Annotated in this window: 14 protein-coding genes and 1 rRNA gene; 2 read left to right on the top strand and 13 right to left on the bottom strand. The window is 52.9% G+C overall.

The window, feature by feature from the left end:
- Window positions 1-60: 60 nt before the first annotated feature.
- A 5S ribosomal RNA gene (gene rrf / locus IM273_RS01130) occupies window positions 61-176 on the top strand.
- A gap of 106 nt (window positions 177-282) precedes the next feature.
- Here rrf and IM273_RS01125 read toward each other — a convergent pair.
- The 7 genes from IM273_RS01125 to IM273_RS01095 form a co-directional block, all read right to left on the bottom strand.
- Window positions 283-1,041, bottom strand: coding sequence for an amino acid ABC transporter ATP-binding protein (locus tag IM273_RS01125; protein WP_014885454.1), 759 nt, complete (start codon window positions 1,039-1,041; stop codon window positions 283-285).
- Between the two features lie 7 nt (window positions 1,042-1,048).
- Window positions 1,049-2,152, bottom strand: a complete 1,104-nt coding sequence (locus tag IM273_RS01120) for an amino acid ABC transporter permease (protein ID WP_193050535.1) — start codon at window positions 2,150-2,152, stop codon at window positions 1,049-1,051.
- Between the two features lie 9 nt (window positions 2,153-2,161).
- Entirely contained in the window at window positions 2,162-3,343 is a 1,182-nt protein-coding gene (locus tag IM273_RS01115) for an amino acid ABC transporter permease (protein ID WP_193050468.1), read from the bottom strand.
- Between the two features lie 67 nt (window positions 3,344-3,410).
- A complete protein-coding gene (locus IM273_RS01110; protein WP_045260443.1) occupies window positions 3,411-4,436 on the bottom strand; it encodes an amino acid ABC transporter substrate-binding protein in 1,026 nt (341 codons plus the stop codon).
- 473 nt (window positions 4,437-4,909) lie between these two features.
- Window positions 4,910-5,131: a lipoprotein gene (locus tag IM273_RS01105; RefSeq protein WP_008502867.1), complete on the bottom strand. Its 222-nt coding sequence runs from the start codon at window positions 5,129-5,131 to the stop codon at window positions 4,910-4,912.
- A gap of 303 nt (window positions 5,132-5,434) precedes the next feature.
- Window positions 5,435-8,548 (bottom strand): efflux RND transporter permease subunit, encoded by a 3,114-nt coding sequence (locus tag IM273_RS01100; protein WP_193050470.1) that lies wholly within the window; start codon window positions 8,546-8,548, stop codon window positions 5,435-5,437.
- Window positions 8,549-8,559: 11 nt separating this feature from the next.
- Window positions 8,560-9,699, bottom strand: a complete 1,140-nt coding sequence (locus tag IM273_RS01095; RefSeq protein WP_028014617.1) for an efflux RND transporter periplasmic adaptor subunit — start codon at window positions 9,697-9,699, stop codon at window positions 8,560-8,562.
- 384 nt (window positions 9,700-10,083) lie between these two features.
- Between IM273_RS01095 and envR the strand changes: the two genes are divergently transcribed.
- On the top strand, window positions 10,084-10,800 hold the full coding sequence (gene envR / locus IM273_RS01090; RefSeq protein ID WP_193050472.1) for an acrEF/envCD operon transcriptional regulator: 717 nt from the start codon (window positions 10,084-10,086) through the stop codon (window positions 10,798-10,800).
- Here the strand turns inward: envR and IM273_RS01085 are convergent.
- From IM273_RS01085 to prmA, 6 genes are all read right to left on the bottom strand, one after another.
- Window positions 10,707-12,797 carry a bifunctional diguanylate cyclase/phosphodiesterase gene (locus IM273_RS01085; protein ID WP_193050474.1) on the bottom strand — a complete coding sequence of 697 codons (2,091 nt, stop codon included), beginning with the start codon at window positions 12,795-12,797 and terminating at the stop codon, window positions 10,707-10,709. The genes envR and IM273_RS01085 overlap by 94 nt on opposite strands.
- Window positions 12,798-12,935: 138 nt before the next feature.
- Window positions 12,936-13,100, bottom strand: coding sequence for a DUF2556 family protein (locus IM273_RS01080; protein WP_014885446.1), 165 nt, complete (start codon window positions 13,098-13,100; stop codon window positions 12,936-12,938).
- 179 nt (window positions 13,101-13,279) lie between these two features.
- On the bottom strand, window positions 13,280-13,576 hold the full coding sequence (fis, locus tag IM273_RS01075; protein ID WP_000462905.1) for a DNA-binding transcriptional regulator Fis: 297 nt from the start codon (window positions 13,574-13,576) through the stop codon (window positions 13,280-13,282).
- 23 nt (window positions 13,577-13,599) lie between these two features.
- Complete coding sequence (gene dusB / locus IM273_RS01070) at window positions 13,600-14,565, bottom strand: tRNA dihydrouridine synthase DusB (protein ID WP_008502861.1); 966 nt, start codon at window positions 14,563-14,565, stop codon at window positions 13,600-13,602.
- Between the two features lie 330 nt (window positions 14,566-14,895).
- Window positions 14,896-15,636: a carbonic anhydrase gene (locus IM273_RS01065; RefSeq protein ID WP_028014614.1), complete on the bottom strand. Its 741-nt coding sequence runs from the start codon at window positions 15,634-15,636 to the stop codon at window positions 14,896-14,898.
- 138 nt (window positions 15,637-15,774) lie between these two features.
- The gene (gene prmA, locus IM273_RS01060; RefSeq protein WP_028014613.1) at window positions 15,775-16,656 is read right to left on the bottom strand and encodes a 50S ribosomal protein L11 methyltransferase; all 882 of its coding nucleotides are present in this window, start codon (window positions 16,654-16,656) and stop codon (window positions 15,775-15,777) included.
- Between the last annotated feature and the right edge of the window lie 6 nt (window positions 16,657-16,662).

The following is a 16,662-nucleotide window of genomic DNA, read 5'->3' as shown; positions in this document are numbered from 1 at the left end:
TCTGGGTATCAGCACCACTTTATACTTAGGTTAAAGTTCGGCAAGAAGTAACAGAATTTGCCTGGCGGCTTTAGCGCGGTGGTCCCACCTGACCCCATGCCGAACTCAGAAGTGAAACGCCGTAGCGCCGATGGTAGTGTGGGGTCTCCCCATGTGAGAGTAGGGAACTGCCAGGCATCAAATAAGTGAAGAGGCCATCCGCAAGGATGGCCTTTTTGCGTTTCTGCGCCGGAAAAACGGTAGGCCGGGTAAGGCGAAGCCGCCACCCGGCAGAGCAAACGACTAATGGATCACCTGCGATAAAAATGCTCGCGTACGTTCTGACTTCGGATGCGCAAAGAACTCATCCGGCGGCGCCTGCTCAACAATCTCCCCGCGATCCATAAAGATCACCCGGTCGGCCACGGTTCTCGCGAATCCCATCTCATGCGTGACGCACAGCATCGTCATGCCGGATTGGGCCAGCCCAATCATGGTATCCAGTACTTCTTTCACCATTTCGGGATCCAGCGCAGATGTCGGTTCGTCAAACAGCATGATTTTGGGTTTCATGCACAGCGAACGGGCGATAGCCACGCGCTGCTGTTGCCCGCCCGAGATCTGACCTGGAAACTTATTGGCATGCTCCGCGATACGTACGCGTTCAAGGTAGTGCATCGCCAGCGCCTCCGCTTCCTGTTTCGGCATCTTTCGGACCCAAATCGGCGCAAGCGTACAGTTCTGCAGAACGGTCAGGTGTGGAAACAGATTAAAGTGCTGAAATACCATTCCCACTTCCTGACGCACGCGTTCGATATTGCGGATATCTTCATTCAGCTCGATGCCATCAACCACGATGCGTCCTTGCTGATGCTCTTCAAGATGGTTAATGCAGCGAATAGTTGTGGATTTCCCGGATCCAGAAGGGCCGCACAGGACGATGCGCTCTCCCTGCTTGACCTTAAGATTAATATCCTTCAGGACATGAAACTGTCCGTACCATTTGTTCACGTTTTCCAGCGTAATCATCGCGTCGGCGGGTGTCATAGTTATTTGGCTCATAATTTCCTCAGTGCGGTGTACGCCCGGTGTTAAAGCGCTTTTCCAGATGCTGGCTGTAGCGCGACATGCTAAAACAAAAGATCCAGTAGATCAGGGCAGCAAAGACATATCCTTCGGTGGACATGCCCAGCCAGACAGGGTCAACGGTTGCCTGCTGCACGCTGCTAAAGAGATCGAACAATCCGATGATGATCACCAGACTGGTATCTTTAAAGAGAGCAATGATCGTATTGACCAGCCCAGGGATAACCAGCTTGAGCGCTTGCGGAAGGATCACCAGCCCCTGCGTTTTCCAGTAACCGAGCGCCAGCGATTCCGCCGCTTCGTACTGGCCTTTAGGCAATGCCTGCAGGCCACCGCGTACAACTTCAGCGACATAAGCGGACTGGAAGAGAATCACCCCGACTAGGGCACGGATCAGCTTGTCGATCGTTGTACCTTCCGCCATAAACAGTGGCAGCATGACCGACGACATAAACAGTACGGTGATAAGCGGTACGCCGCGCCAGAACTCAATAAAGATAACGGAGAGCACGCGTACGACCGGCATTTTTGAACGGCGACCCAGGGCGAGTAAAATGCCCAACGGTAGCGCGCCGGCGATCCCTACTGAAGCGATAATCAACGTCAGCGTCAGCCCACCCCATTGGCGTGTTTCAACGCGTTCCAGCCCGAGAAAACCGCCATACAGCAGCACCCAGACAATAATCGGATAAACCACCGCCCAAACGGCAATATAGCGTCCACGGTGAGGCAGCTTTTTCCAGAACATGACTGCAACAGAGAGCAGGCCGATAACCAGCGCCAGATTAATCCGCCAGCGCTGTTCGTGCGGATACAACCCATACATGAACTGGCCGAAGCGCTCATGGATAAACACCCAGCAGGCGCCAGCTTTAGTGCAATCTGCCCTGGTTGTACCGACCCAGTTGGCCTGTAAAAACGCCCAGCTCAGCAGGGGAGGAATCAATTCCCACATCAGCCACAGGCAGACGATCGTCAGCAGGCTGTTACTCCAGCTGGAGAACAGATTCTTACGCGCCCAGAGGATGAAACGTCCACCTGTCGAATGGGCAGGGCGCGAGGCGTGCGACAGTATCGCTTTTGTCATCATAGATCCTTAGCGCTCGACCAGTGCTATACGACGGTTATAGAGGTTCATCAGCAACGAAATCAGCAGGCTGATGATCAGATAGACAGACATCGTGATGGCAATGGTTTCTATGGCCTGTCCGGTCTGGTTAAGCACGGTTCCGGCGAAGAGGGACACCATATCGGGATAGCCAATGGCAGCGGCCAGCGACGAGTTTTTGACAATGTTGAGATACTGGCTGGTCAGGGGCGGAATGATCACCCGTAAAGCCTGCGGAATAATGACCTGGCGAAGCGTCACGGTATTCGGCAAACCGAGTGAACGTGCCGCCTCGTGCTGCCCGTAAGGCACGGCCTGGATCCCGGAGCGGATGATTTCCGCAATAAACGCGGAGGTATAAATTGAAAGCGCCAGCGTGAGTGCTGCCAGTTCAGGAATTAACACCATACCACCCTGGAAGTTGAACCCGCGTAGGTGAGGAATATCCCAGTGCAAGGCTGCACCAAAAAGCCAGTGAGCAACTAACGGTAAGCCAACAATCAGCGCAGCGGCAACTGGCCATGTTTTACGAAGCTGTCCGGTTTTAATCTGATGCTTACGGTTATAGCGGAACAGGCCGACGGAAATCGCGAGCGCAACAATAATGGCGACGATAAAGGCGTAAATCCCTTCGGCCACCTGCGGAGAGGGAATGTATAACCCACGATTACTCAGGAAAAACAGCTCAAACGCATCGACGGCCTGGCGGGGACCGGGAAGATTACGCAGCACCGCGAAATACCAGAAGAAGATCTGCAGCAGCGGCGGGATGTTGCGAAACGTCTCAATATAGATGGTGGAAAGCTTTCGCAGCAGCCAGTTTTCAGAAAGACGCGCCAGCCCAATAAAGAAGCCCAGGATGGACGCGAAGACAATACAAAGTGCCGATACCAACAGCGTATTCAGTAAACCGACCACAAACACGCGTCCGTACGTGTCACCCTCCTGATAGTCGATAAGGTGCTGAACAATCCCAAAGCCCGCGCTGCGATCCAGAAACGCAAAACCGGAGGTAATACCGCGATTATTCAGGTTAGTGATGGTGTTATGGATGAGATACACGGCGATAAGAACAACCGCAACAATAGCAATAATCTGGAATAGCCAGGCGCGGACCGCGGGATGAGAAAAGGATAGCGATCCTTTTACGGCTGAGCGGCGATGGGACATAAAGAAACCTCAGTAACCATGACTCTGGAGTGGGCACTGCCCGAGCAGTGCCCGTTACAGCTATGACTTAACGTACTGGTGGCGCGTACTGAATACCGCCGTTATTCCAGAGATTGTTCTGGCCGCGTTTGATCTTCAGCGGGCTTTCCGATCCCACGTTACGCTCGAAGATCTCTGCGTAGTTACCCACCTGTTTGATGATGTTGTAAGCCCACTTGTTATCCAGCTTCAGATCTTTGCCGAAATCACCTTCTTTACCGAGCAGGTGCGCCATATCCGGGGTGGAAGGATTCGCCGCTTTCTCATCAACGTTTTTCGAGTTGATGCCCATCTCTTCTGCATTCAGCATGGCAAACAGCGTCCAGCGAACGATAGAGAACCAGTCTTCATCGCCACGACGCACAACCGGTCCGAGAGGTTCTTTGGAGATCACTTCAGGCAGGACAATCCATTCCGCCGGATTGCTCAGCTTAATGCGTAAGGCATACAGCTGTGACTGGTCAGAGGCCAGGGTGTCGCAGCGACCGGATTCCAGCGCTTTGGCTGATTCATCCGAGCGGTCGAAAGTCACAGGGGTGTATTTCATCTTATTTGCTTTGAAATAATCCGCGACGTTCAGCTCGGTATCGGTACCCGCCTGGATACACACGGTGGCGCCATCCAGTTCTTTGGCGCTTTTCAGGCCCGCTTTATTGTGGGTCAGGAAGCCGATGCCGTCATAATAGGTCACGCCCGTAAATGACATCCCCATACCCGCGTCGCGAGAGGAGGTCCAGGTGGTATTACGGGAAAGCATGTCAACCTCGCCGGACTGCAGCGCCGTAAAGCGCTCTTTCGCCGTCAGCGGGGTGTATTTTACTTTGCTGTCATCACCAAAAACCGCTGCTGCGACGCCACGGCAGACATCCACATCAATACCGGTAAATTTGCCGTTCGCATCGGCATAAGAGAAGCCAGGCAAACCGTCACTGATACCGCATTGAACAAAACCTTTCTTTTTAACGGCATCCAGTGTCGTTCCCGCATGGGCTTGACCGGCTACGGCAAACATCATGCCGGCAGCGGCCAGGCTGGCTATCATCGTCTTTTTCATAATGCATCCTGTGTGGCGAAATTTATCGTTATAGAGACGTTTTTAAACGCTTTACCTGTCTGTGGCTTTGGCCAACGTTTATAAAGCAAACGTAATGCCAGTTTTGCGTTCGACAAAATAAGAGATGAGTGAACGCTTAATGCTGAGTGTAGACAGGCTTAAATAAAACGAGCGCCCTGAAACGGTGCGAAATTACAACCTGTGCCACAAATTGGAGCAAAAGTTTTGAGTCGCGTCAGGAAAAAGAAGAGATAGTTTCTGGCGTGAATATTGGCAGGGTATTCAATAATATTAATGTGTGAAAATCATCACACTAGAACCGATAATTTAAATGAGAGTACGAAAAAGATGTGACCGTTCTTAGCCTGAAATAAGCGGTGCGAATAAATACGGGGCTATTTTTTTACTTATTTGGAAATAGTGCACTGATTAAAAGCAAAAGCGCGGCCAGAGCCGCGCTTTCTTAACTGATGTTACTTCGTCAGGGCAACAATACCCAGCGTCAAACCCGCCACTGCGGCAGCACCGCCTGCGATAGCACCTGCAGTTTCCCAGTTATCCTGAGTGGTGCCTTTCATACAGGTATTGGTATGAACCAGTCGGCCCTGGTCGTCGTAAACCGGTACACATGGAGAGTCGTGCGCGCAACCAGCAAGCAGCGCAGCGAGAAGTGCAACGGAAATGAATCTTTTCATGATGTTACCTCAGTATTATTTCTCGTCCGCTATAAAGCCAGGAGGGCAATTAACGAACTGGAGGTTATTTTACCACCGGGGTAAGTCCACGTTACACGAGGAATAATCTCAAATTATGTAGTTTGTAAAAATCGTGGAGAAAAGTCGGTTTCCGGACGAATTAATGGAGACATTGTGAAGACGTAAGAGAGTGTTTTTACTTAATGCAAATCATCGTATTTTTAACATGGCGTTTGCTTAATATCTAATTCATTGTTTATCTTAAAAATAAAAAAGGCACCAGAGGTGCCTTTTTCGAGAAGGTTAATCTTTATGGCGGGTAAAGCGTCGGCGGACGACCACAAAGAAAACGGGTACAAAGAAAATAGCCAGCAGGGTTGCGGAAAGCATGCCTCCCATAACGCCCGTACCGACGGCGTTTTGCGCGCCGCTCCCGGCTCCGGTGCTAATTACCAGCGGCATGACGCCAAGAATGAAGGCCAGGGAGGTCATCAGGATCGGGCGAAGGCGCATTCTTGAGGCTTCCAGCGTGGCCTCAATGATACCTTTACCTTCTTTATCCATCAGGTCCTTAGCAAATTCGACGATCAGGATGGCGTTTTTTGCCGACAGACCAATCGTGGTCAGCAGTCCGACCTGGAAATAGACGTCATTGTTTAACCCACGCATTGAGGCTGCGAGAAGCGCCCCGATGACCCCCAACGGCACAACCAGCATAACGGAGAATGGAATGGACCAGCTTTCATACAGCGCTGCCAGGCACAGGAACACCACGATCAGTGAAATGGCGTACAGTGCAGGCGCCTGGTTACCGGAAAGGCGTTCCTGATAAGACATTCCCGTCCAGTCATAGCCGATGCCGGAAGGCAGTTTTGCCGCCAGGCTTTCCATCATCACCATGGCCTCACCGGTACTTTTCCCTGGGGCTGACTCACCGAGGATCTCCATGGACGGCATGCCGTTATAGCGTTCCAGACGAGGAGAACCGTAAACCCAGTGAGCGCTGCTAAAGGATGAGAACGGCACCATTTCCCCATTCGCGCTGCGCACGTAGAGATTGTTGATGTCCCCCGGCAACATTCGGAATTTCGCATCCGCCTGGACGTAAACTTTTTTCACGCGGCCATGATCGATAAAGTCATTCACATAGGTACCACCCAACGCCGTCGATATCGTCTGGTTGACGTCAGAAATGCTAATCCCCAGCGCCTGCGCTTTCTCCTGATCGACATCCAGTTTGAACTGCGGTGTATCCTCCAGGCCGTTAGGACGCACGCGAACCAGCAGGTCAGGGTGCTCTTTCACCATGCCGAGCAGCTGATTACGCGCCTGCGTCAGCTGGGTATGCCCCAGGTTTGCCTGATCGATAAGTTCAAAGTCGAAGCCCGTTGCGGTTCCCAGTTCGATAATGGCAGGCAGGTTAAACGGAAATACAAGGCCGTCTTTAATCTGGCTGAACGCTTTTGTCGCTCGGCCCACGATGGCCTCAACGCTATTTTTCTCCCCGGAACGTTCTTCCCAGGGCTTCAGGCTGACGAAGGCGATACCGGAGTTCTGGCCCTGACCGCTAAAGCTAAAGCCGTTAACGGTAAAGACGGATTCAACGTTCGCTTTCTCTTGGGTCAGATAATAGTCCTGAACCTGGTCGAGAACCTGCTGAGTACGCGTCTGGGTCGCACCCGCCGGGAGTTGAACCATCGTCATAAATACCCCCTGATCCTCTTCAGGCAGGAAGGAGGTAGGTAAGCGCAGGAACAGCACCGCCATCCCACCGACAATAAGGACGTACACCACCAGATAGCGGCCGGTCTTACGCAAAATACCGCTTACGCTGTTGCTGTAGTGCTCCACGCTTTTATCAAAGAGCGCATTGAACCAGCCAAAGAACCCTCCTTTCTTCTCATGATGATCGCCAGAAACGGGCTTAAGCAGCGTTGCGCAGAGTGCGGGCGTCAGGATCAGCGCAACCAGCACGGAGAGGGCCATGGCGGAAACGATAGTCAGCGAGAACTGGCGATAGATGGCGCCCGTCGAGCCACCAAAAAAGGCCATCGGGACAAAGACCGCCGAGAGAACCATCGCGATCCCCACCAGCGCGCCCTGGATCTGCTCCATCGACTTCTGCGTGGCCTCTTTCGGCGGCAGCTTGTCCTCTACCATCACGCGCTCAACGTTCTCGACCACCACGATGGCGTCATCAACGAGTAGCCCTATCGCCAGTACCATCCCGAACATCGTCAGGGTGTTGATGGAGAAACCGAACGCCGCAAGAACCGCGAAGGTACCCAGCAGAACCACCGGCACCGCGATAGTCGGAATGAGCGTCGCGCGCAGGTTTTGCAGGAACAGGTACATGACCAGGAAGACCAGAACGATCGCTTCAAACAGGGTCTTCACCACTTCATGAATGGAGATTTTCACAAAAGGCGTGGTGTCATAGGGATAGACGACCTTCAACCCCTGCGGGAAGAACTGTTGCAGTTGCGCCAGTTTGCTCTTGATGGCTGCCGCGGTATCCAGCGCGTTTGCCCCGGTTGCCAGCTTAATCCCAAGGCCGGTTGCTGCCTGCCCGTTGATTTTGGTCACCATATTGTAGTTTTCGCCGCCGAGCTCAATGCGAGCGACATCCTTCAGGTGAACCATCGAGCCGTCCTGGTTCACCTTGAGCGTCACGCGGCCAAACTCTTCCGGTGATTTCAGGCGAGTTTGCGCGATGATGGAGGCATTCAACTGCTGTCCAGGAACCGATGGCGTACCGCCCAACTGACCTGCCGCTATCTGGTCGTTCTGCGTTTTCAGCTGGTTGATAATATCCAGCGGCGTCAGCTGGTATTTATTCATCGCGTTGCTGTCGAGCCAGATGCGCATCGCATACTGGGCGCCAAACAGCTGAACGTCGCCGACACCCGTCGTTCGGCTGATAGCATCTTTGACGTTCGAGGCGACATAGTCGGAGATATCATCCTGAGTGAGGTTTTTGTTGTCCGAAACAAAACCGGCGACCAGCAGGAAGCTGCTGCTGGATTTCTCAACGCCAATCCCTTGCTGCTGTACCTCTTGCGGCAGCAGCGGCATGGCGAGCTGCAGTTTGTTCTGCACCTGCACCTGGGCGATGTCCGGATCCGTTCCTGACTCGAAGGTCAGTGTGATGGTGACATTACCTGCTGAATCGCTGGTGGAAGACATGTACATCAGGTTGTCGATACCGTTCATGTTCTGTTCGATAACCTGGGTCACGGTATCCTGCACCGTCTGGGCATCAGCGCCGGGGTAGGTCGCAGAAATCGCCACGGCTGGCGGAGCAATCGTCGGATACTGGGCGACGGGCAGTTTGAGAATGGCCAGCCCGCCTGCAATCATCAAAATGATGGCAAGTACCCAGGCGAAAACCGGCCTTTGAATAAAGAAATTAGCCATGTCGTCGTTCCTTAACTGGCGGGAGTCGTGGTGGTATCTGGCGTGGCGACGACGGTAGCCCCTGGTCTGACTTTTTGTAATCCGCTGACGATCACGCGGTCACCGTTTTTCAGCCCTTCCGTCACAAGCCAGCGGTCGCCAATGGCCTGAGGCGCAACGACGGTACGTGATTCAACCTGGTTTTTATCATTAACCACCAGCACGGTTGCGTCGCCTCGCGGCGTTCGGGTCACGCCCTGCTGCGGAACCAGAATGGCATCTGGCTGTGTGCCTTCATCAATGCGGGCGCGAACGAACATCCCCGGTAACAGTAGGTGTTGAGGATTCGGGAAAATGGCGCGCAGCGTGATTGAGCCGGTGCTTTCATCCACCGTAACGTCGGAGAACTGCAGGGTGCCTTTCAGCGGATAGGGCTGACCATTCTCCATCAGCAGCTCAACGCTGCTGGCCGTGTCGCCTTTTTGCAGGCTCGTCTGCTTCAGGCGCATAAATTCATTGCTCGACTGGGTCACATCGACATAAATCGGATCAAGCTGCTGGACCGTCGCCAGCGCTGCGGCCTGCCCGTTCGTCACGAGCGCCCCTTCCGTCACGCTGGATTTGCCGATGCGGCCATCGACAGGGGACGTTACTTTGGTATACGCAAGGTTGATACGTGCGCTTTCAACGCCCGCTTTTGCGGCGACAACGCTGGCATCTGCCTGCTGGGCCGTGGCCACGGCCTGGTCATACTCTTGTTTACTGACATACTGTGTTCCCACCAGTGGGAGATAACGTTTCACCGTCAGGTGTGCAATATTGGCCGCCGCCTGCGCCTTTGCCAGTTCGCCTTTCGCGCTGTCGTAAGCCGCCTGATAGGTCGCAGGATCAATTTGATAAAGTGAGTCCCCGGCTTTTACATCGCTACCTTCCGTGAAGTTGCGACGCAGAATGATACCGCTAACCTGTGGACGAACCTCCGCAACGCGGAACGCATCTGTTCTGCCCGGGAGTTCAGTTGTGACGGCCAGCGGCGCACTTTTCACGATATGAACGCTGACCTGAGGCGCCTGTGCATGTTGTTGTTGATTTTCCTGGCCATCGCATCCGGTGAGCAGTACAGCGCAGACAATGAAACCGGCTAAGGGTAAACGTCTGAAATGATTCGTCATGACTGTTCCTTTAAATACCCATTAACCGATGTTTGCCGTAGATCGGTAGTGGGGCAGAGGGAAAAAATAAAATGTAGCTGCGTATAATAATGAGGGTATTTAATGTTTTTTAATTTATAAGTGCGAATGACGAGGCCTGAGAGGAAAATCAGAATCAGTCCCGTAGAAAATACGGCTATACTTCTGCCCGTTAAATCAGGCTAATAGAGCTTAACCGGTAAATTTATTCGTTCCGTGAATTTAATTCCGGGCATGTATTTAGATTGTTTATAGATTAAGTAAATTGACTTTTTTTGTGCAAAATTAAAACGGCTTTTAGTGAATACTTCCAGCCATCCGAACCTGATGTTATGTATATACCCTGCGAGTAAAGAGTAGCTGTCAATGGCGCGTAAAAAGAAAGAAGAGGCTCAACAAACCCGACAGCAGTTGATTGAGGCGGCTATCGGGCAGTTTGCGACGCGAGGCGTAGCCAGCACGACGCTGACGGATATCGCCGATGCCGCAAAGGTTACGCGTGGTGCTATCTACTGGCACTTTACCAGTAAAGCAGAGATATTTAATGCCATTTGGGAACAGCAATTACCGCTACGTGACATCATTCGCGACAGGCTTTCTCTCTCCGAAAATGATGATCCGTTGTTAATACTTCGTGAGCAATTCATTACTGCGCTTCAGTATATCGCACGCGAACCCCGTCAATGTGCGCTATTACAAATTTTGTATCATAAATGTGAATTTACTAGCGATATGATTTCAGAGGATGAAATTCGGAAACGTATTGGGTTCAATTATGATTCTTTGCGCGTTACGCTGGAAAAATGTATTTCTCGAAACATCATTTCGTCGCAGGTGAACGTTGAGCTGACCATGATCGTATTCCACGGTTTTTTTAGCGGCATCATTAAAAACTGGTTAATGAATACCGACAGTTTTAATCTTTATCAGCAGGCGCCAGCCCTGGTCGACAATATTCTGGCGACACTCCCTCTCTTGCGCGTGTCGCCTCATAATGATTTCGGCTCAGCGCCTGGCAACATTTCACCCCGTGCACAAAGCGCCTCGATGGTCTGCGCGCTGGCGGGTTTACCTAACAGATAACCCTGTAAGGTATTACAGCCCAGCTCCGTCAAAAAGGCTTGCTGCGCTTCGGTTTCCACACCTTCGGCCACGACTTTCAGGTTGAGCGTTTTCGCGAGGGCCACAATCGCAGAGACAATGGTGGCATCCTCGCTTTCACCGCTTAACTCTTTCACAAATGCTCTGTCTATCTTCAATTCACAGGCCGGTAAACGCTTGAGATACAGCAGGCTCGAATATCCGGTCCCAAAATCATCAATCGAGGCTTTCACCCCAGCATCCGTCAGCTCTGTCAGCACCCGCACGCTCTCATCGGGGTTGCTCATCGCCGTGGTTTCCGTGACTTCCAGGATTAACATTTCCGGCGGGACGTGGTGACGCTCCAGGCAGTCGAGCACTGTTTTAACCAGCGAGGGCTGTTCGAACTGCAGCGTCGACAGGTTTACTGCCATTGACCAGTTTCGATGCCCCTGCAGATGCCATTCTCTCAGCTGGCGACAGGCTTCGTTGAGCACCCAGTTACCAATAGGGATGATAAGCCCGGTTTTTTCCGCCAGCGGCAGGAAAAGATCCGGCGTCAGTAAACCCTGCTTCGGATGCTGCCAGCGCAGCAGCGCTTCAAATCCGAGGAGAGGGCCTGCGGGCGCGTGAAACTTTGGCTGATAAAGCAGGCGCAGTTCATTGCGATCGACGGCCATCCACAGATCGTTCATTAACTGAAGATGGGTCTGCGCCAGAGTGTTCATGGAGGGCTGGAAAAAGTGATAGCCGTTTCGGCCCATATGCTTGGTGTGATACATCGCCGCGTCGGCGTTAAACATCAGCTCACGTTCGGTTTTGCCGTCGTGAGGGTACAGGGCGATACCAATGCTAAGCGTTACCACCAGTTCGTAGGGGTCGAGAGTGAACGGGCTATCGATCGCCCGCACCAGCGAATTTGCCAGCGAGGCCGCATCGTCCGGACCTTCTCCCTCAGCCAGCAGAACAAACTCATCGCCGCCAATGCGTGCAAGGGTAAACTGGCCCTTCAGGAGATGCAGCAGACGCTGCGTAACGGCGACCAGCAGCCTGTCACCGACATCATGGCCGTAGGCGTCATTGATGGCTTTAAAACCGTCGAGATCCATGAACATCAGGGCGAAATGGGTACCTTCACGGTCAGCTTTGCTGATGGCCTGATCGAGCCGGTCCTCCAGCAGGATACGGTTGGGCAGACGCGTCAGCGTATCGTGCAGCGCCAGCTGCGCAAGTTCCCGGTTCGCTTCTGCCAGCGACGAGGCCAGAAGGGCGGTTCGTGCCTGCAGGCGGGCATCCAGCATCGACACCAGCAGGGTGATCCCAAGAATAGAGAGCGCGACGACGCTGACCAGCACGGCCAGCCAGCTGCCGTTAATACCCTGATGGTGAACCATGGTGGACATTGGAAACTGCGCGGCCTTCATCCCGGCGTAGTGCATACCGGCGATAGCAATTCCCATCGTGATGGCGGCACCCAGGCGCATCAGCACCACCTGAGCGGCTTCGTGACGCAGGCGGAAGGTCAGCCACAATGCTGCAAGCGAAGCGGCAAGCGCAATCACGACCGAAATGGCCACCCACAGCGTATCCCAAACGATCCCCGGCCTCACCTCCAGCGCCGCCATACCGGTGTAATGCATGGCAACAATACCGATTCCCATTACCAGAGCGCCGGGGAGCAGGCGGCGCATGCGCAGCTGTTCACAGCTGACGAGCCATAGCGCAAACAGTGACGACCCCACGGCGATGACCATAGATAAAATCGTCAGGGTCGCGTTGTAGCTCATGCTCATGGAGAGATCCATCGCCAGCATGCCGATAAAGTGCATGGCCCATACGCCAATGCCCATCGCAACACCGCCTCCCGCCAGCCAGATGCGGGCTGCGACACCCTGACTCCCGGCGACGCGTGCAGCCATATTCAGCGCGGTGTAAGCAGCAAGGATGGCAACAGCAAAGGAGAGGGCTACAAGGATAGGGTTGTATTGGCTAACCAGCATGGTCGGTTCTACTCGAGTATGACGTTACGCAGGAGAGGTTGAGAAGGGCGAGACATTATCACCGTCAGGTAACGGCTCAAAGGGATTTAAATCCCCGTTTTTAGTGGGTAATACGGGGAGATTGGTGACGGCAGGGTGTTAATCGAGTTCTGAACAGTTCACTAATTTCAGCGGATTGACGGAGTTCATATTGCGGCACTTGTCGGTTTCGGTGCTCATCAGTTCAATCCACTGCATCAGGAGGGCATCGAAAAGGAAAACGGAGATTGCAAAGACGACCAGCCACCAGTATTTACGAATCATTGTGTCATTCCGCGAGAAGAGAGCCACTGAAGTGGTGGAAATATACACGAAAAGAAGCGGTTTAAAAGCGAGATAAGCAAAGGTTTACAAAGCGTTGACGGTGAAAGAATAAGACAATAAAAAAGGCGCATCCCCATGCCAGGTAGCGCCTTTTTAAACAAGCAGTTAGCTAATCGAAATTAGTTCATGCCGTATTTTTTCAGTTTCTTACGCAGAGTACCACGGTTGATACCCATCATCAGCGCAGCGCGGGTCTGGTTACCGCGGGTGTATTGCATCACCATGTCCAACAGTGGCTGTTCAACTTCAGCCAGTACCAGCTCATACAGGTCATTAACATCCTGACCATTCAGTTGAGCAAAATAGTTCTTCAGTGCCTGTTTAACCGAGTCACGCAGGGGCTTTTGAGTTACCTGATCCTGAGAGTTAACGGTAGAAACGGTCAGTACGTCAGAATTTACGCGTTGTTCGAACATAGTTCTGTCAGCTCTTTATTTCATTACGCAAGATTTTCGAAGTATGCCTCCAACGCCTCCAGCTGTTCGCTGGCATCCTCAATGGCGTTGAATGTGCGCCGAAACTGGTCATCTGGAGCGTGCTCCTGGAGATACCAGGAGACGTGTTTACGCGCAATTCGGTACCCTTTTGCCTGACCGTAGTGGTCATGCAGTTCCCGAACATGCGAACAAAGCAAGCGCTTTACCTCTGCCAGAGGCAGTGGGGCAAGCAGCTCCCCAGTGTCCAGATAATGCTGGATTTCCCGGAAGATCCAGGGTCTTCCCTGAGCTGCACGTCCTATCATCAGAGCATCAGCTCCCGTATAGTCGAGTACAGCCCTGGCTTTAAGCGGGTCAGTTATGTCGCCATTCGCGATAATCGGAATGGAAACCTTCTGCTTAACTGCCCGAATGCTGTCGTATTCAGCTTCACCATTGAACAAACAGGCGCGAGTGCGTCCGTGGATGGTCAGGGCCTGAATACCACAATCTTCGGCCAGTTGGGCAATCTCTACACAGTTACGGTGTTCCGGCGACCAACCCGTGCGAATCTTCAACGTAACAGGAACGTCCACTGCGCTGACAACCGCCGTCAGGATAGCTTTCACCTGGTCGGGGTATTGCAGAAGGGCTGAACCTGCAAGCTTGCGATTCACCTTTTTGGCCGGGCAACCCATATTGATATCAATAATCTGGGCACCACTTTCCACGTTAATACGCGCGGCATCTGCCATCTCTTCAGGCACGCTTCCGGCAATTTGCACGGTGCGAATACCTGGTTCATCAATGTGCACCATCCGAAGGCGGGATTTATCGCTTTCCCAAACCTGCGGGTTAGACGACATCATCTCGGATACGGTTAAACCGGCTCCCATCTCATAGCACAGCGTCCTGAACGGCCGGTCGGTAATACCTGCCATTGGGGCTGCGATCAGGCGATTTCTAAGCTGGTGGTGTCCGATGCGCATGAGTTAAGAAATGACCATACTGTGACTGCAAGGCGGCGTATATTACGCATTTTTTGCACGAGATGAAAGGCCAAACTTTGAACAATCCACTGTTGTAGATCAAGGAATCGCCGCGCAATCTTTTCGTTTAAAATTATTCATTATTGAAATCATTGAGTTATGCGCTGATGGCTATTTTATGTGCGCTTACAATTTCCCGTAACTTCTCATCATTTCTGAATAAATGCGACAGATGAGCGGGATAATCTGCTGTTTTTAACAGCAGATTTCCCCACTTCTTTGCGATCTGCGTCGCATTTTAGAACATGATCTCAGGGCAAAAAATAGACGTTATTCGAGGATAACACGACCATGGAGGGACTGTACCGGCCGGTTATTATCGTGATGCATTGTGTGGGTGAATTTCTCGAGCTGCCCGGCGGAGACCGTCAGAGGATGCTTAAGCACGATCCAGGTGACGCCTTCTGAACACGGTGGCGTTGTCAGCGAGCCGCTAAAGCGCCAGTACGTTTTATCTTCCGGCAGCAGCTTATTCAGGTTGAGCTCCTGCTTGATGGAGACGTTCAGCTCAGCCTGCTGAGGCATAACGTCCCACAGTTTATCAAGTTCACGGTTCTCTGCCCCTTTGTCGAACATGACCGCGACCACCGCCAGTTCCCCCTTCGCATTTTTATGCACAAGGTGCATTTCCATCGCGTAATGCTTGCCGTGCACGGTGTTTTCGCTCGGCGCGTGGAAGTGGAACTGCTGTAATGTCCAGGTTTGCTTATCCAGCGTGATAGTGTCGCGAGTGTCGGCCTCCTCGCTTGCCTGAATGGTATGGCCATTGTTTGTCAGCGTCACAGGGCCGTCAACGTAGTGCGTTTGCAGCGGGGAGAGATGGGCGTTAGCGGTTGAATCAATATCAATGGGAGACTGGTTCATTCCACTGTTACAGGTCTTGTACGCTTCATCCAGTTCACCCCAGTGCTCCGGTGAACTTTCTCCTTTGTAGCTCCAGTGTGATGCGCATGCTGAAGCCGAGATCATGCTCAGCGCTAACAGCGCTGCCTTGCTATAAACGTGTTTCATAATATTCTTCCCGTGAATTTTTATTATCCAAATCAAAATTTATCAATATGATTTGTAGGGTTATTTTACCGGAGGCAGGCCAGGTGCGGGAGGAATATTCGAGGAGAAAAGGCGTGGTCAGAGGACCACGCCAAATACTTATTTTTTACGACCGGTAATGCGGCACCACTCTTCTTTCTCGACGACCGGGTCGAGCGCAAAGAGATCGGCGTAGGCTTCGCAAACGCTCTCCGCCTGGCTTGCCAGGATGCCTGAAAGTCCCAGCAGACCACCCTCAACCGGCAGCACGCTGATTAATGGCGCCAGTTCACGCAGTGGGCCCGCGAGAATGTTTGCGACCACCACATCGGCTTTCATGGCTTCTGGCTGCGCTTCCGGCAGGTAGAGCTCCAGACGATCGGAGACGCCGTTACGCTCGGCATTATCGCGGCTGGCCTGAATGGCCTGCGGATCGATATCGATCCCGATGGCTTTCGCCGCGCCCAGTTTCAGAGCGGCAATCGCGAGGATCCCGGAACCGCAGCCGAAGTCGATCACCGTCTTACCTTCCAGATCCAGACCATCCAGCCACTGCAGGCACAGAGACGTGGTTGGATGGGTGCCGGTGCCAAACGCCAGGCCTGGGTCAAGCATCACGTTCACCGCGTTTTCATCGGGAACCTCGCGCCAGCTTGGGCAGATCCACAGACGTTTGCCGAACTGCATCGGGTGGAAGTTGTCCATCCACTCGCGTTCCCAGTCTTTGTCTTCCAGCTGTTCGATTTTATGCGCGAAGCCTGCTCCCAGCAGCGGATGGTTTTCCAGAATCGCCACCACCTCTTTCATGTCGGTTTCGGCATCGAACAGGCCGATCACGTCGGTATCACCCCACAGGCGCGTTTCGCCCGGCAGCGGTTCAAAGACCGGCGTGTCGTGCGTGTCCTGAAAGGTGATGGAGACAGAGCCGGCTTCCATCAGCGCATCGCTTAGCTCTTCGGCGTTCGCGCCGGTTGTGTTCAGTTTTAGTTGGATCCACGGCATGGCAAA

Origin of the sequence: Enterobacter cloacae complex sp. P13B, assembly GCF_014895915.1 — a bacterium.
Classification (GTDB): domain Bacteria; phylum Pseudomonadota; class Gammaproteobacteria; order Enterobacterales; family Enterobacteriaceae; genus Enterobacter; species Enterobacter bugandensis.
This window is presented reverse-complemented; position numbering and strand designations above follow the sequence as displayed.

Excerpts from the sequence above, each read along its gene's own strand:
- IM273_RS01125 (WP_014885454.1), bottom strand. The coding sequence starts at position 1,041 with ATGAGCCAAATAACTATGACACCCGCCGACGCGATGATTACGCTGGAA.
- IM273_RS01120 (WP_193050535.1), bottom strand. The coding sequence starts at position 2,152 with ATGACAAAAGCGATACTGTCGCACGCCTCGCGCCCTGCCCATTCGACA.
- IM273_RS01115 (WP_193050468.1), bottom strand. The coding sequence starts at position 3,343 with ATGTCCCATCGCCGCTCAGCCGTAAAAGGATCGCTATCCTTTTCTCAT.
- IM273_RS01110 (WP_045260443.1), bottom strand. The coding sequence starts at position 4,436 with ATGAAAAAGACGATGATAGCCAGCCTGGCCGCTGCCGGCATGATGTTT.
- IM273_RS01105 (WP_008502867.1), bottom strand. The coding sequence starts at position 5,131 with ATGAAAAGATTCATTTCCGTTGCACTTCTCGCTGCGCTGCTTGCTGGT.
- IM273_RS01100 (WP_193050470.1), bottom strand. The coding sequence starts at position 8,548 with ATGGCTAATTTCTTTATTCAAAGGCCGGTTTTCGCCTGGGTACTTGCC.
- IM273_RS01095 (WP_028014617.1), bottom strand. The coding sequence starts at position 9,699 with ATGACGAATCATTTCAGACGTTTACCCTTAGCCGGTTTCATTGTCTGC.
- envR (WP_193050472.1), top strand. The coding sequence starts at position 10,084 with ATGGCGCGTAAAAAGAAAGAAGAGGCTCAACAAACCCGACAGCAGTTG.
- IM273_RS01085 (WP_193050474.1), bottom strand. The coding sequence starts at position 12,797 with ATGCTGGTTAGCCAATACAACCCTATCCTTGTAGCCCTCTCCTTTGCT.
- IM273_RS01080 (WP_014885446.1), bottom strand. The coding sequence starts at position 13,100 with ATGATTCGTAAATACTGGTGGCTGGTCGTCTTTGCAATCTCCGTTTTC.
- fis (WP_000462905.1), bottom strand. The coding sequence starts at position 13,576 with ATGTTCGAACAACGCGTAAATTCTGACGTACTGACCGTTTCTACCGTT.
- dusB (WP_008502861.1), bottom strand. The coding sequence starts at position 14,565 with ATGCGCATCGGACACCACCAGCTTAGAAATCGCCTGATCGCAGCCCCA.
- IM273_RS01065 (WP_028014614.1), bottom strand. The coding sequence starts at position 15,636 with ATGAAACACGTTTATAGCAAGGCAGCGCTGTTAGCGCTGAGCATGATC.
- prmA (WP_028014613.1), bottom strand. The coding sequence starts at position 16,656 with ATGCCGTGGATCCAACTAAAACTGAACACAACCGGCGCGAACGCCGAA.